Below are 14958 nucleotides of genomic sequence, written 5' to 3'. Positions count from 1 at the left end.
TACCTGTGGTTTGCCGGCGGCCCCTTGTGGGGCCGTTTTGCATTACACGGAGCCGATCGCTAAAAATTTTCGTCAGCAAGCCTTGTAATTGCCCTTAGCGACCTCATGTATGGGTCACCGCAAGGTTTCTGGTGATTTGCACCAGACATTACATGCGTGGTCCGCCCTGCGGGCTACGAGCGGCTACGCCGCATGCATCAACCCGCCGGTGTCGATACCGGTCGATGAAAACCACAATTAGGAGAGATCGACAATGAAGCTTCGTCCTCTGCATGACCGCGTCGTTATCCGTCGCAGCGAAGAAGAGAAGAAAACCGCTGGCGGTATCGTTCTGCCAGGTTCGGCTGCCGAAAAAGCCAACAGCGGTGAAGTCCTTGCTGTAGGTACCGGCCGCGTCCTGGACAACGGTGAAGTGCGTGCGCTGGCCGTGAAAGTGGGTGACAAGGTGGTTTTCGGTCCTTACTCGGGCAGCAACACTGTGAAAGTTGACGGCGAAGACCTGCTGGTGATGGCTGAGAACGAGATTCTCGCTGTCATCGAAGGCTGATTCCACTGGTTTCCCGTTACTCCAAAGTATTCAAGGATTAAACGATCATGGCTGCTAAAGACGTAATTTTCGGCGACTCCGCCCGTAAGAAAATGCTTGTTGGTGTCAACATTCTGGCTGACGCTGTAAAAGCCACCCTGGGTCCGAAAGGCCGTAACGTTGTTCTGGCCAAGAGCTTCGGTGCTCCGACCATCACCAAAGACGGTGTGTCGGTTGCCAAGGAAATCGAACTCAAAGACACTTTCGAAAACATGGGCGCCCAACTGCTCAAAGACGTAGCCTCCAAGGCCAACGACGAAGCAGGCGACGGCACCACCACCGCGACCGTCCTGGCTCAGGCTATCGTCAGCGAAGGCCTGAAAGCCGTTGCTGCCGGCATGAACCCGATGGACCTCAAGCGTGGTATCGAAAAAGCCACCATCGCCATCGTCAAAGAGCTGAAGTCCCTGTCCAAGCCATGCGCCGACTCCAAGGCCATCGCTCAGGTCGGTACCATCTCGGCCAACTCCGACAACTCCATCGGTGACATCATTGCCGAAGCCATGGAAAAAGTCGGTAAAGAAGGCGTGATCACCGTCGAAGAAGGCTCGGGCCTGGAAAACGAACTGTCGGTCGTCGAAGGCATGCAGTTCGACCGCGGCTACCTGTCCCCTTACTTCGTCAACAAGCCGGACACCATGGTCGCCGAGCTGGATGGCCCTCTGCTGCTGCTGGTTGACAAGAAGATCTCCAACATTCGCGAACTGCTGCCAGTGCTGGAAGCCGTTGCCAAAGCCGGCCGTCCGCTGCTGATCGTGGCTGAAGACGTTGAAGGCGAAGCGCTGGCGACCCTGGTCGTCAACAACATGCGCGGCATCGTCAAGGTTGCTGCGGTCAAGGCCCCTGGCTTCGGCGACCGCCGCAAGGCCATGCTGCAGGACATCGCTGTCCTGACCGGCGGTACCGTGATCTCCGAAGAAATCGGCCTGAGCCTGGAGTCCGCTACCCTGGAGCACCTGGGTAACGCCAAGCGTGTGACCCTGTCCAAGGAAAACACCATCATCGTCGACGGCGCCGGTGTACAAGCCGACATCGAAGCGCGTATCGCCCAGATCCGCACTCAGGTTGGTGAGACGTCCTCGGACTACGACCGTGAAAAACTGCAAGAGCGCCTGGCCAAACTGGCTGGCGGTGTTGCCGTGATCAAGGTCGGTGCTGGCACCGAAGTCGAAATGAAAGAGAAGAAAGCCCGCGTTGAAGACGCCCTGCACGCTACCCGTGCAGCCGTCGAAGAAGGCGTGGTGCCTGGCGGTGGTGTTGCCCTGGTTCGTGCACTGCAAGCCATTGCCGATCTCAAAGGCGACAACGAAGAGCAGAACGTTGGTATCCAGCTGCTGCGTCGTGCTGTTGAAGCGCCACTGCGCCAGATCGTCGCCAACGCTGGCGACGAGCCAAGCGTGGTTGTCGACAAGGTCAAACAAGGTTCCGGCAACTTCGGTTACAACGCTGCTACCGGCGAGTACGGCGACATGATCGAAATGGGTATCCTCGACCCTGCCAAAGTAACCCGTTCGGCCCTGCAGGCTGCAGCTTCGATCGGTGGTCTGATGATCACCACCCAAGCCATGGTTGCTGACGCTCCAGTAGAAGCTTCTGCTGGTGGCGGCATGCCAGACATGGGCGGCATGGGTGGTATGGGCGGCATGGGCGGCATGATGTAAGCCAGCCTTACCCGTTCGCTAAAAAGCCCCGCCTTGTGCGGGGCTTTTTTTTACCTGCTTTTTACACCCTGTAGGAGCGCCGCATCCCCGCTCCCACTGGAACCAGTGCTGGCCGGTGGTACAGCACCCAGTAGTAACACCCAAGGCTGATCAGCCAGCAAAACACTGCGGTCCAGACGTTGTGCGAAAAGAAGTGAGCGCCCTGCAGCATGCGCCCGATCGAAAACAGCGTGCCCAGGCCAAATGCGAACAGCAATGCCGCTCGTGCCAGCCGTGGACGGCGGTCACGCAGGGCAAAGAACAGCGCAAACAGGGTGAACCCCGTGGCAGCGTGGCCACCCGGCCAGCAGCGACCGGGCTTGTCGGTTGGCGGACGCGGGCTGAGCAGCTCGCTGTAGGTTTGCTTGCCACCGAACTCGCTCAAGCTCCATGGGCATTGCACTGCCGTCACTGCCTTGAGCGGTGTGACAAAGCTGGTCGACAAGCCCATGGCCAGGACCAGGCACCCCAGCTCGCGGCGCCAGCTGAACAGCCGTGGCCAGAAAAAACTGGCGACAAAGGCGACGATAGCCGCCACACCCATGGCGATCACTACCTGTTTGGCTCGATCATGCAGGATATCTTCTAGAAAGTAGCTGTGCCGACCAATGAACTCTCCGGCCACTGGGTCGAACGCCAGCTTGGCCAGGTCCATGTCCAGTGAGGTCAGCTCCAGCAGAATCAAGATCAGCGCAGTGATGGTCGGGATGCCAAGGGCAATCCACACGTTGAGCGGGCGGGAAGGGGCACGTAGGAGCATGTCAGGTCCAGGCAGGTCAGTTCGACCGGTAATTCTCTGGGCATCGCCATCGCTTGTGCGTGAAGTCTGAGTGAAAAAAACATTAACCTTCAATAAAGTCGCGGTGCCCTAGCCGAGCGTGGCTGATGGCCTTAAGCTGCGCCTGCCAAGCGGGCAAAAGCGTCAGACAGGAGATACTCCATGCGCATTCTTTTGGTTGAAGACAACCGCGATATCCTTGCCAACCTGGCTGACTACCTGGGCCTCAAGGGTTACACCGTCGACTGTGCACAGGATGGCTTGTCTGGCCTGCACTTGGCCGCCACCGAGCACTATGACCTGATCGTGCTCGATATCATGCTTCCGGGCATTGACGGTTACACCCTGTGCAAGCGCCTGCGCGAAGATGCCCGGCGCGATACCCCGGTGATCATGCTCACTGCCCGGGACCAACTGGATGACCGCCTGCAGGGCTTTCGCTCCGGGGCTGATGACTACCTGCTCAAGCCATTCGCATTGTCGGAGCTGGCTGCGCGTATCGAGGCGGTACTGCGCAGAGCCCAAGGCGGGGGCCGGCGTACTCTGCAGATCAGCGACCTGATCTACGACCTGGACACCCTGGAGGTGACCCGCGAGGGCAAGTTGCTCAAGCTCAACCCGGTTGGCCTCAAACTGCTGGCGGTGCTGATGCAGAAGAGTCCCCATGTGCTGCGCCGCGAAGTGCTTGAAGAGGCCCTGTGGGGAGATGATTGTCCCGACAGCGACAGCCTGCGCAGTCATGTTCATCAATTGCGCCAGGTGATCGACAAACCGTTTGAAAAGCCCCTGCTGCACACCGTCCATGGCGTCGGCTATCGCCTGGCCGAGGGCCGTGATGGAGTTTAAGCAGAGCCTTGCCCAGCGGATCATCATTGCCTTTGCCTTGATGAGTGCGCTGGTGGCGGGGGCTTTTGCCTTCGGCATCGTCGCCACGGTACACCTGGTTGAAGAGCGGCTGATTTCCGCCGTATTGGGCGGTGACCTGCAGCGTTTGCTGCGCATGGACAGCGTTGGCGACTGGAGCCACCGCCCGCGGCCGGATCAGTTGTTCTATTTCAGCGGCGGGCGCGACGAATTCGAACTGCCCAAAGACTTGCGCCATCTTGATCGCGGCTTTCATGAAGTGTTTCGCGACGACCTGTCCTATCACGCGATGGTCGAGATCGTTGATGGACGGCGTTATGTGCTGCTTCAGGACCAGAGTGATTTCGAAGAGCGTGAGCGGGTGCTGTTCGCGGTCGTGGTGGTCGGCTTCGTGCTGAGCCTGGCGCTGGCAGTGTTTCTGGGTTGGGTCCTGGCTCGACGGGTAATGGCGCCGGTCATTCGCCTGGCCCGCCAGGTTCGTCATCGTGATCAACTGCTTGGCCTGGCGCCGCCACTGGCGCCGGATTACGCGGCGGACGAAGTCGGTCAGCTGGCGGTAGCCTTCGACGACACCCTGGGGCGTCTGCGTGATGCCCTGACCCGTGAGCGGCTGTTTACCAGTGATGTCAGCCATGAGTTGCGTACTCCGCTGATGGTCCTGGCCAGCTCCTGTGAACTGTTGCTGGTCAACCCCAACATCGACCCGCGAGCGCGCTCGCAGGTCGAGCGCATTGCCCGGGCCACCGAAGAGATGCAGGAGCTGGTGAAAACCTTCCTGATGCTTGCCCGCGCCCAGCGCGATGAAGGCGCGGTTGCTTCGCAAGCGAGCATGAAGGAGGTGGCGGACGACCTGATTGGCGTCTGGCGCGACACCATCGAGCAGAAAGGCCTGACCTTGCTGTACGACGCCAAGGCCGCTCCCTCGACGCTGTACAACGCCACTTTTCTCCAGGCGGTCATGGGCAACCTGTTGCGTAACGCCGCGCATTACACCGATCGGGGCTTTATACGCCTGACCCTGGAACCGGCAGGCTTTCTGGTCGAAGACAGTGGCGTCGGGATTCCTGAAGAGCAGCGCGAAGCCATGTTCAGACCGTTCGTACGCGGTGATGAGCGACGCGGCGAAGGCTTGGGCCTGGGCTTGTCATTGGTTCAGCGGATTTGCGATGACCAGGGTTGGACCGTCGGCCTCACGGCCATGGTGCCCCACGGATGCCGCTTTCATGTGGACCTGAGCCTGGCCCCCGAGTGCGGGCAAGAGGGGCAATAGGGCGATTGGCCAGCTGTAAGTTTCTGTAATTAATTGAAACCTTTGTTACGGCAACTAACAAATTTTTCACACCAGCATGACCTGACGCCAACGCTTGCTTGCCTAAGGTGGGCGCATTGGAGTCAGGAGATGCACCATGCGTAGCCCCATCAAACTCGAGTTTTCGGACAAGTACGACCAGCAGCATGCCCAGGAGTATTTCCTCAAGCACCATGACGGCATGGCGCGCAGGATGTCCCATCAGCGTGACGAGCAACTGGCCCGTCGCGCCCTGGCCCTGGCGGGTGAACCCGGGTTGGTACTGGATCTGCCGTGTGGCGCCGGGCGCTTCTGGCCATTGCTGGCGGAAAAACCCAACCGGGTGATCATCGGTGCCGACAACTCCGAAGCCATGCTCGAGACCGCACGGGCCTCGCAACCGGCACATGTGGTGGAACGGGTACGTACTTTGCAGACTTCTGCGTTCGCCATCGATTTACCGGATAACTCGGTCGACAGTATTTTCTGCATGCGGCTGATGCATCACATCGGCGAAGCGGCCCACCGCAAGACATTACTTTCGGAATTTCAAAGGGTTACCCGCGACAGCGTGATTGTTTCGCTGTGGGTGGACGGCAATTTCAAAGCCTGGCGACGCAAGAAACTCGAGCAACGGCGTTACGCGCAAAGCGGGCAGGGCAGTTACCAGAATCGCTTTGTGTTACCAGCTGCTACGGTTGAAGAAGAATTTGAGGCCGCAGGTTTCCGCATTCAGGAACGATTGGATTTCCTGCCGTTCTATGCCATGTGGCGAGTCTATCTATTGCGTAAGGGGTAAGCGGGGCATGGGGTTCGAGCGCACAGCAGCAACGACGAACAAGGATCAGTTCGATCATTTCTGGCAGCAGCAGGGCGAATGGGTGGAAGAGCCCAACCAGCGCCGCGGCGGCGAGAGTGGTGTACAGCGGCTGAGCGACGACACTGGCCATACGTTTTATGCCAAGCGCCAGATTGGCCACATCTATCGCAGTTTGTTGCACCCCTTTGGCCGCCCTACCGTGCTACGCGAGTACGATGCCCTGAACAGCTTCGAGCAACTTGGGGTGCGGGTGCCGCATATTGTCTATTGCGGTGTCGAGCGCGACGCCGAGCACCAGTGGCGGGCATTGCTGGTCAGCGAGGCGCTGGAAGGGTTCGAGGATATCGACAGCTGGTTCGCCGATGGCGCCCGTGAACGCTATCACCCAGCACTGCTTGAGCGAGTCCTGCAGGACCTGGCCGGCAACCTGGCGCGCATGCACCGTGGCCACTGGCAGCACGGTTGCCTGTATGGCAAGCATGTATTCGTCAAAGTCATTGGCGAAGGCGCTCAAGCCCGGGCTGAAGTGGCGCTACTGGACCTGGAAAAGTGCCGTCGGCGTATCAGTTGCCAGCGCGCTGCCGCCAATGACCTTAAACAATTGCGCCGCCACTCGTCTTTCAACGACGCAGAGTGGCAAAAACTGCTCTATTTTTACCAAATGGCGTTTGGCAGCCCTGTCAAAGGTTTAGAGTAATGAAACTAGAAATAGCTAGAGGTCTGTTTCTGCTCGTCGCCCTGGGCGTGGCAACCGCTGCGGTGGCGGCGTGGGAAGAGCCGCGCCCGCAGATCTTCAGCAAGATCGACGCCGGCGCGCAATGCCCGTTGCCACGGGTGTTAAAGCCCCAGGTCGATGCCAAGCCCGATCACGATCTGCTGTTGTTGCTGTTCGGCCTCAGCCAGGGCGTACGCGCTAGCGGTTGAGCGCTGCAGGAGCGGCCAGCAAGGTGTAGATGCACGGCAGCACGAACAGGGTGAACAGCGTGCCCACCGACATTCCGGTCGCGATTACCGTACCGATATCAAAACGGCTGACCGCTCCGGCGCCAGTGGCCAGGATCAGCGGCACCATGCCAAAGACCATTGCCGCGGTGGTCATCAACACCGGGCGCAAGCGGATGGAAGCGGCTTCCTCCACCGCCTCGCGGGCGCTCAGACCCTTCTGCACACGTAACTGGTTGGCAAATTCGACGATCAGAATACCGTGCTTGCTGATCAGCCCGATCAGGGTCACCAAGCCCACCTGGGTATAGATGTTCATGCTCGAGATACCCAGGAACAGCGGGATCAATGCCCCGCAGATCGACAACGGTACAGTCACCAGGATCACCAGCGGGTCGCGAAAGCTCTCGAACTGAGCGGCCAGCACCAAAAAGATGATCGCCAGGGCCAGGCCGAAGGTTACCCACAAGGCACTGCCCTCCTGGACAAACTGACGCGCCGCGCCGCCATAGTCAAAGCCATAGCCTTCTGGCGCTTCTTCACGGGCGATGGTACGTACGGTATCCAGCGCCTCGCCCATGCTGACCATCGGAAAACCCTGGATGATCGCCGAGTTCAACTGCTGGAACTGGTTGAGCTGGCGCGGGCGGGCACGGTCGCTGATGCTGATCAGGGTCGATAGCGGCAGCATCTGCCCCTGCTGGTTCTTCACGTAGTAATTGTTCAGCCAGTCGGGGTTGTCGCGGTAGGGGCGCTCAACCTGGGCAATGACCTTGTAGCTGCGCCCATCGATGGTAAAGCGGTTGATCTCCGCTTCACCCAGCAGCGTTGCCAGGGTGCCGCCCAGAGCATCCATGGACACCCCCATTTGCGCAGCCTTGGCCCGGTCGATATCGACTACCACCTCGGGTTTGTCGAAGGCCAGGTCGATATCGAGGAAGGCGAACTTGCCCGACGCCTGCGCGCGAGCCTTGACCCGTTCGGCCACCTCCAGCAGTGAGGCGTAGTCGTTGGCGGTATTGATCACGAAGATGAACGGCAAGCCTTCGCCGGTACCGGGCAGTGACGGCAGGTTGAAGCCGAATATCTGCAGGCCACTGATGCTCTCAAGCTTGGCCTGTACCAGCGGTAGCAGTTCCATCTGGGTGCGCTCGCGTTCGTTCCAGGGCTTGAGCAGAAAGCCGCCGATGCCTGACTGTACGCCATTGAAACCGTTGATCTGGAACGACGAGTAGTACTCGGGGAACGCCTTGAAGATCTTGACGAACTCGTCGGTATAGCTGTTCAGGTAGTCGAGGTTGGTTGGCTGCGGGGCGGTGGCCATCATGAAGATGACGCCCTGGTCCTCGTCCGGCGCCAACTCGTTCTTGGTGAACATCAAAAACACCGGAATCAGGCACAGCATGATCAGCGCGAACACCAGCACCACCGGCCGGGTGTTGAGGGTGGCATGGAGGATGGTCTGGTAGCGTTGCTTGAGCCGCTCGAACAACACATCCAGGCGGTGGGCCAGGCCCGTGGGGTTCTCTTCGTGACGCAGGAGCAGGGCGCACATCATCGGCGATAGGGTCAGGGCGACGATGCCGGAGATCACCACGGCGCCGGCCAGGGTCAGGGCGAACTCCTTGAACAGCGCGCCGGTGAGGCCTTCGAGAAAGCCGATCGGCGCATAGACCGCGGCCAGGGTAATGGTCATCGACACCACCGGCATGGCGATTTCGCGTGCGCCTTCCAGGGCCGCCTGGTGGGGAGATTTGCCTTCTTCGATATGCCGGTGGATGTTTTCCACCACGACGATGGCGTCGTCGACCACAAGGCCGATAGCCAGAACCATGGCCAGCAACGTCAGCAGGTTGAGCGAGTAGCCCATCAACTGCATGAAGAACAGTACGCCGATCATCGACAGCGGAATGGTGATCACCGGGATCAGCACCGAACGCAAGGCACCCAGGAACAGGAAGACCACGACAATGACGATCAGCACCGCTTCGACCAGGGTTTTCACCACCTCGTCGATCGAGGCCTGGATGAACAGGGTGGCGTCGTAGGCGATCGAGGCTTTGAGGTTCGATGGCAGCTGGCTTTCAAGCTCGGGCATGAGCTTGCGCACTTCCTTGATCACTTCCAGTGGGTTGGCTGCCGGGGTGGCTTTGATGCCGATGTACACCGATGGCGTGCCATCGAAGGAGCTGACTGTGTCGTAGTTTTCTGCGCCCATTTCGACCCGTGCCACATCGCCGAGCAGCACCCGGCTGTCACCGCTGGTCTTGAGCGGGATATTGGCGAAGGCTTCGGCGGTTTTCAGCTCGGTGGTGGCATTGATGCTGGTGACGATGTATTCACCCTTGAGCTCACCGGCGGCGGAGAGGAAGTTGTAGCCGCGCACCGCCTGGGTCACGTCATTGGCGCTCAGGCCATAGCCGGCCAGCTTCACCGGGTCGATCCACAGGCGCATGGCGAACAGCTGGTTGCCAAGGATTTCTGCCTCGGCCATGCCTGGCAGGGTCGCAAGTTTGGGCTGGATCACCCGTGACAGGTAGTCGGTGATTTGCGGGTTGCTCAGTTCACTGCTGTAGAAGCTTACGTACATCAGCGCCGAGGCATCGGCGGCTTCCTTGCTGAGCACCGGGTCTTCGGCATCCTGGGGCAGCTTGTTCTTGACCTCGTTGGCCTTGGCCAGCAGTTCGGTGAACAACCGGTCGCTGTCCGAGCCGATACGCGCGTAGATCGAAATCACCGAGAAGTTCTGCCGGCTCACCGAGGTCATGTAGTCGATGCCTTCGGCGCTGGCCAGGCTTTGCTGCAGTGGCTGGGTGATATAGCCCTGGATGGTCTCGGCGTTGGCCCCGGGGTAGGCGGTGGTCACCGTGATCAGGGCGTTTTCCATTTGCGGGTATTGACGGATCGGCAGCTTGCTCCAGGCCTGCAAGCCCAGCAGGACGATCAGCAGGCTGACCACACTGGCCAGCACCGGACGGCGGATGAACGGATCGGTAAAGGCCATGACGGTTCCTTGATCAGTTGCCGCGCGGCGGGCTGGTTGGCGCTTGCAGGGCCTTGTCCGGGCTGATGCTGATCGAGGCGCCCTGGGTGAGTTTCAACTGGCCGGCAGTGACCACGGTTTCGCCGGCCTTGAGGCCCTTGTGGATGACCACCAGGCCATCACGGCGTTCGCCGGTTTCAACGAAGCGGCGTTCGGCTATCAGTGGCGGCCGGGCCTGGGTGTTGCCTTCGGTCTTTTCAGCCTCCTTCGGCACCGCGACATACACCGAGTTGCCATACAGGGTGTAGGTCACCGCGCTTTCCGGCACCACCACCTGCGGCTGCGGGTCGGGCAGCAGCACCTGCAGGCTGGTGAACATGCCCGGAAGCAACTTGCCGTCGGGGTTGGCCAGGGTGGCGCGGACCTGCACGTTGCGAGTGCTGTCTTCGACTTTGGGGTTGATGGCGCTGATGCTGCCGGGGAATTGTTCCTGTGGGTAGGCGGCAACATTGACCAGCACCTGCTGGCCGATGCTCAGCTTGGGGATTGATTGTTCCGGGACGAAAAAGTCGACGTAGAGGCTACTCAGGTCCTGCAGGGTGGCGATCACCGTGCCGCTGGCCAGGTAATCGCCGACGTCCACCTGGCGGATGCCGATGGTGCCGTTGAAGGGCGCGTCGATGCTCTTTTTCGCCAGTGCCGCCTTGAGTTGCTCGACCACCGCCTTGTTGCGCTTGAACTGTGCGCTCAAGCGATCGAACTCGCCCTTGGAAATGGCCTGGCTGCCGACCAGTTGGCTGCCGCGGTTGTAGTCGACCTGGGCCAGCCCCAGATCGGCCAGGGCGGTACCCAGCAGCGCGGTTTCGACATCGCTGTCCAGTTGCAGCAACTGCTGGCCCTTGCTGACCTTCTGCCCGGACTCGAACAGCAGGGCCTTGACCGTGCCGGCGATTTCCAGGCTCAGGTCGACCCCTTGCAGGGCCTTGAGGCTGCCGACCGCAGGCAGGCGGTTCTGCCAGACGCGCTCGCGGGCCTCGGTCGCCGCCACGCTGATCGCAGGCTTGGGGACCGAGAACAACTGGATTTGCTGATAGAGGGTAAAGGCCTTGTAGCCCCCCAGAATCAGCACGAGCAACAGGACAACACCCAACATGATCAGCATGCGGCGGCGCAGCATAGTCCAGTTCCTTGGATACTCGTTATTGTTCGTTTGGCACGACAACGGGCGTTCCTGCCCACGTGCGCTGTAGCCGAATAGTACTCTGTTGACCGGGCCTGGGAAGCCTGTGTTCCAGGCTATTTTCAGGCCAGGTGCAAGTGGTTGTCCCAGAGCCCCGAAGGCAGTTGCAGCGGCTGGCCGATCAGCTCGCTTTTGCGGCAATCGTACAGGCGGCAGCGGCCTTGGCCCGACGTCACGACAAAACCGTCGGCAACGGCGCCGACCCCGGCGCAATCGGGCATCGGTGCGTCCAGCCGCACTGCGCCGCTGTCCAGGTCCCAGATAAACAGGCGGTTGGCCCGGGGCGCGGTGAGGGCGACCAGGCGCAACTCGTTATGAATGGCGACGCTGGCAGTGTAGTGGGCCATTGACTGCAATTGCTGCTCGGGCACCGGGAAGGCTGTGAAGGCCTGGCCCGGCCGCTTGATCGCCAGCAGCTCGGCGGTTTCATGGCTGGCACCCATGAACTGTTGGCCGGCGACGATGGTGCCATCGGCGGCAATTGCCAGGTGGCGCACGCTGTTCATCTGCTGGCTGAGAACGTCTTTGCTCAGCAGGGTGCCATCGCGCTGCATCAACACCAGGCTCGGCTGCATGGCGTCGAGGTTCATCTCCACCCGGCTTTCGGCCTCGGTACGAATGCCGCCGTTGGCCACCACCAGGGTTTCACCGTCGGGCATCCACGACACCTGGTGCGGGCCGATCCCATGGGTCGATATCTCGCCGGTGTGGCTCAGGCGCTCGCCGTCGAAACGGTAGACACCGAGCACGCCGCGACCAGGGTCGGTGGTGTCGTTCTCGGTGGCGTACAGCCATTCACCGCTCTTGTGGATCACCGCATGGCCGTAGAAATGCCGGTTTGGCTGCGAGGCGATGGTCTGCAGCAAGCGACCGTCGCGCAGGTCGATCAGGTAACTCTCGGTGCCGGGGCGGCGGGCGACGAACAGGGCAATCGGCTGCTCGGGATGGTTGATGATGTCGTGGCAACGCTGGCCCACCTGGGTGGCGAACACCTGGGTACCGTCCAGGCGGTAGCCGACGGCGTAGTGCCTGCCCTCGCTATCGTCGCGCGCCGAGAGCAGCAGTGGTGCGCTGCTCTTGTTGCGAAACAGGGTCCAGCCGCCGAGGGTGAGGGCGCTGAGCACAACGCTACCGAGTTTGAGAGCCTGGCGTCGCAACATGATCAGTCACCGTCGTTGGCATTGAAGCCCAGCTGAATGCCCAGCGCCTTGGCCAGTTCGCCTTCGTGCAGGCGGTGGACGACGTTGAGGCTGTCGTAAAGGGTGTTGAGCTGCTGGCGACCGGCTTCGTCGTCGAGCAATTCGCCCAGGGTCTTCTGGTTGCTGGCCAGCAGCTTGATCGAGTTGGCGTAGGCGGCGTCGATCTTCTCGGCCAGGGCTTGCTGGTCTTTGCCCAACAGGCCGCGCAGGCCTTTGTTGTCGACCCCGACCCAGACGGTCTGGGCGGCGTTCAGGCTGGCCTCCAGGCTCTTGAGCGAGGCATGGCTGCGCCAGGCTTCAGCCTGCAGCGGCTGTGGGATGCCCTTGCTCAGGCGGCCCATGGGTGCGCCGAGCTTCTTCTTCAGGGTGTCCAGGGCGGTGACCTGGGCACGCAGCAGGTCGGCGATGGCCTCGTGGGAATCGGCATAGCGCTGGTTGGGGAACTTGGTCATCTGCGCGAGCATGCCGTCGGTGCTGTTCCAGCCCTTGAGGATCTCTTCGGCCAGAGTCTTCTGGTGTTCGCCGATGGCTACCAGCAGTGGGCAGTAGCGGGCTTTGTGTTCGGCGTTGGCAGTGTCTGGCTTGCTGTCGAAGAGAATGTATTCGTAAGCCGACAGGCCGCGCACGACGACGCTGGATTTGCCCAGAGTCTGGGCATCGACTGGCGTGTCAGCGTTGACCAGTTGCTCGACCTGGCGGCCGACCAGGTTCTTCTTGTCGGGCCAGAACTGTACCTGCCAGGCGCGATTGCCTTCGGCCAGCGGGCCGATCAGCAGCGGCTGCAACTCGGCCCAGGCTTTTTGCGCGTGGAGGAAGTCGGCGCGGGCTGTGGCCAGGTCGGCCTTGCCTTCACAAAAGGCCAGGGCGCTGACCGCCAGTTGCCGGTCGGCTTCCACCCAGCGGCTGTAGGTCGGCAGGATCACCTGTTTGGCGATCGCCGCCGAAGTCACGGCTTGCGGGTCTTGCGGCGAGCAGGCGCCAAGGGCGAGGGCGGCAAGGCTGGTGAACAACAGTTTGGGACGGAACATGCCCGGCTCCTTTGCTTAAAGTGAATTCAGAAAGGCCAGCAACGCGGCGCGCTGCTCGGCATTGAAGGTCAGTACATGCTGCTTGGCCGCCTCGGCCTCGCCACCGTGCCAGAGCACGGCTTCGAGCAGGTTGCGGGCGCGGCCATCGTGAAGGAATTGGGTGTGACCGCTGACAGTCTCGTTCAAGCCGATGCCCCACAGCGGCGGCGTGCGCCAGTCCTGGCCGCTGGCGGCGAACTCGCTGCGGTTATCTGCCAGGCCCGGGCCCATGTCATGCAGCAGCAGGTCGCTGTAGGGGCGAATCAGCTGGTTGGCCAGCTCCGGCTCGGCGGCGTCGCTGGCCGTGGTGAATTGTGGGGTGTGGCAGCTTTGGCAGCCGGCCTGGTGAAACAGGTTCTTGCCCGCCAGCACCTGAGTCGAGTCCACATCCTTGCGCATCGGCACGGCAAGATTGCGGGTGTAGAACAGCACCAGGCGCAGGATGTTGTCACTGACTTCCTGCTCGCCATTGGCACCGTTGCCATTGGGCGCGTTCAGGCAGTCGGTTTGCGCCTGGGTGCAATCGTCCATGGGGCGCAGGCCCGTGGTCAGGCCCATGTCGCCGGAAAAAGCGTGGACATTCTGCTGGTTGAGGTTCGGCTGCCCGGCCTTCCAGCCAAAACGCCCGAGCACAGTCTTGCCCTGGGCATCGTCCCACACCTGGTTGGCTCGGCCACGAATGCCATCGCCGTTGCGATCTTGCGGATCGGCATTGGCCAGGATCGCCGCCTCGGGTATCGCCTCGAGCAGGCCCAGGCCAATCATCGGCGGGGCGATGCGGGCCGAGAAGCGGGTGTCCGGGTGCATGGCGCCATAGCCCAGCTGTGTGATCCGCAGCCGGGGCTTGCGCAGCTCGACTGCGGTACCGTCCTTGAAGGTGACCTGCTGGGGCTCGTACTCGACCCGGACCTTGCCTTCCGGGGCGACACCGGGCACCGCCATGTCTTGTAGCTGACCGCCGTAGACCGGCTCCGGGACGATGCCCAGTTGTTCGATGACCTTGGCGTATTGCGGCTGGTTGGGGATCGACAGGCGTACCAGCATGGACACCGCGTTCGTCGCGTTGGGGCCGGGCGGGTGGCCACGGCCGTCCTTGATGTGGCAGTTCTGGCAGGCGTTGGTATTGAACAACGGACCGAGGCCGTCGCGGGCGGTGGTGGTCGACGGGGCGATCACCCAGGGATTGCGAAAGAAACTGTTGCCGACGCTGAAGTCCAGGCGCCGGCTCGGTGCCAGATTGGCCGAGGGCATGGAGTAGGCATTCTGGTCGTGCTTGTTCACCGTCGCCTTGCCACCGGCGAGTGCTTCACCGGGCTCGGCCTGGGTAAATCGCGGGGCGTCGTCGCAACCGGCCAGGAACAGGGCCAGAAGCAGGGGACTGAGGCGGGGAAGCAACGAGGACATCAATGATCCTGGGGCTTGGGCAAAACCGGCGTGCAAGCTTATCAGGCTCAGGGTAATTGAATAAGAGGGATTTGCGTTTGCTTGATG

13 protein-coding genes are annotated in these 14958 nt (G+C 61.3%); 7 read left to right on the top strand and 6 right to left on the bottom strand.

What is annotated here, in order from left to right:
* Window positions 1-253 precede the first annotated feature (253 nt).
* Together EXN22_RS22525 and groL are read left to right on the top strand one after the other, a co-directional pair.
* Window positions 254-547: a co-chaperone GroES gene (locus EXN22_RS22525; protein ID WP_008032125.1), complete on the top strand. Its 294-nt coding sequence runs from the start codon at window positions 254-256 to the stop codon at window positions 545-547.
* A gap of 47 nt (window positions 548-594) precedes the next feature.
* Window positions 595-2247 (top strand): chaperonin GroEL, encoded by a 1653-nt coding sequence (groL, locus tag EXN22_RS22520; RefSeq protein WP_130266138.1) that lies wholly within the window; start codon window positions 595-597, stop codon window positions 2245-2247.
* A 61-nt stretch (window positions 2248-2308) separates the two neighbouring features.
* Here the strand turns inward: groL and EXN22_RS22515 are convergent, their stop codons facing one another.
* Complete coding sequence (locus EXN22_RS22515; RefSeq protein ID WP_130266137.1) at window positions 2309-3046, bottom strand: phosphatase PAP2 family protein; 738 nt, start codon at window positions 3044-3046, stop codon at window positions 2309-2311.
* A gap of 180 nt (window positions 3047-3226) precedes the next feature.
* Between EXN22_RS22515 and colR the strand changes: the two genes are divergently transcribed.
* The 5 genes from colR to EXN22_RS22490 all read left to right on the top strand — a co-directional run bounded on the left by colR (window position 3227) and on the right by EXN22_RS22490 (window position 6960).
* Complete coding sequence (colR, locus tag EXN22_RS22510; protein ID WP_045197381.1) at window positions 3227-3910, top strand: two-component system response regulator ColR; 684 nt, start codon at window positions 3227-3229, stop codon at window positions 3908-3910.
* The gene (locus EXN22_RS22505; protein ID WP_130266136.1) at window positions 3900-5198 is read left to right on the top strand and encodes a sensor histidine kinase; all 1299 of its coding nucleotides are present in this window, start codon (window positions 3900-3902) and stop codon (window positions 5196-5198) included. Before colR ends, EXN22_RS22505 begins: the two co-directional genes overlap by 11 nt.
* 136 nt (window positions 5199-5334) lie before the next feature.
* A complete protein-coding gene (locus EXN22_RS22500; protein ID WP_130266135.1) occupies window positions 5335-6015 on the top strand; it encodes a class I SAM-dependent methyltransferase in 681 nt (226 codons plus the stop codon).
* A gap of 7 nt (window positions 6016-6022) precedes the next feature.
* On the top strand, window positions 6023-6733 hold the full coding sequence (locus EXN22_RS22495) for a lipopolysaccharide kinase InaA family protein (protein ID WP_130266134.1): 711 nt from the start codon (window positions 6023-6025) through the stop codon (window positions 6731-6733).
* The gene (locus tag EXN22_RS22490) at window positions 6733-6960 is read left to right on the top strand and encodes a hypothetical protein (protein WP_130266133.1); all 228 of its coding nucleotides are present in this window, start codon (window positions 6733-6735) and stop codon (window positions 6958-6960) included. The genes EXN22_RS22495 and EXN22_RS22490 overlap by 1 nt, the downstream gene beginning before the upstream one ends.
* Here the strand turns inward: EXN22_RS22490 and EXN22_RS22485 are convergent.
* The 5 genes from EXN22_RS22485 to EXN22_RS22465 all read right to left on the bottom strand — a co-directional run bounded on the left by EXN22_RS22485 (window position 6950) and on the right by EXN22_RS22465 (window position 14871).
* Entirely contained in the window at window positions 6950-9982 is a 3033-nt protein-coding gene (locus tag EXN22_RS22485; RefSeq protein WP_130266132.1) for a multidrug efflux RND transporter permease subunit, read from the bottom strand. The two genes, EXN22_RS22490 and EXN22_RS22485, sit on opposite strands and share 11 nt — an antisense overlap.
* A gap of 13 nt (window positions 9983-9995) precedes the next feature.
* Window positions 9996-11138 (bottom strand): efflux RND transporter periplasmic adaptor subunit, encoded by a 1143-nt coding sequence (locus EXN22_RS22480; RefSeq protein WP_130266131.1) that lies wholly within the window; start codon window positions 11136-11138, stop codon window positions 9996-9998.
* Window positions 11139-11263: 125 nt separating this feature from the next.
* Complete coding sequence (locus EXN22_RS22475; RefSeq protein WP_130266130.1) at window positions 11264-12361, bottom strand: DUF1513 domain-containing protein; 1098 nt, start codon at window positions 12359-12361, stop codon at window positions 11264-11266.
* Between the two features lie 2 nt (window positions 12362-12363).
* A complete protein-coding gene (locus EXN22_RS22470; protein ID WP_130266129.1) occupies window positions 12364-13428 on the bottom strand; it encodes an imelysin family protein in 1065 nt (354 codons plus the stop codon).
* A 15-nt stretch (window positions 13429-13443) separates the two neighbouring features.
* A complete protein-coding gene (locus EXN22_RS22465; protein ID WP_130266128.1) occupies window positions 13444-14871 on the bottom strand; it encodes a di-heme oxidoreductase family protein in 1428 nt (475 codons plus the stop codon).
* Between the last annotated feature and the right edge of the window lie 87 nt (window positions 14872-14958).

Source organism: Pseudomonas tructae (assembly GCF_004214895.1).
GTDB classification, from domain to species: Bacteria; Pseudomonadota; Gammaproteobacteria; order Pseudomonadales; family Pseudomonadaceae; genus Aquipseudomonas; species Aquipseudomonas tructae.
This window is presented reverse-complemented; position numbering and strand designations above follow the sequence as displayed.